Genomic DNA, 204 nt, shown 5'->3' with positions numbered 1-204 from the left:
GTAGAAAAGGATTATCCGGTATTAGCTCCGGTTTCCCGAAGTTATCCCAGTCTTACAGGCAGGTTGCCCACGTGTTACTCACCCGTCCGCCGCTAACTTTAAAAGCAAGCTTTTAAAGTCCGCTCGACTTGCATGTATTAGGCACGCCGCCAGCGTTCGTCCTGAGCCAGGATCAAACTCTCCAATAAAGAGTTGATTAGCTCA

Annotated in this window: 1 rRNA gene; it reads right to left on the bottom strand. The window is 49.0% G+C overall.

Annotated elements, in window-relative coordinates:
* Positions 1-188: ribosomal RNA gene (locus ADJ83_RS26995) — 16S ribosomal RNA — on the bottom strand; the annotation flags it as partial.
* Between the last annotated feature and the right edge of the window lie 16 nt (positions 189-204).

Source organism: Bacillus sp. 522_BSPC (assembly GCF_001076885.1).
GTDB classification, from domain to species: domain Bacteria; phylum Bacillota; class Bacilli; order Bacillales; family Cytobacillaceae; genus Niallia; species Niallia hominis.
Note: the sequence above shows the minus strand (reverse complement) of the source record. Positions and strands in the feature narration are given on the sequence as shown.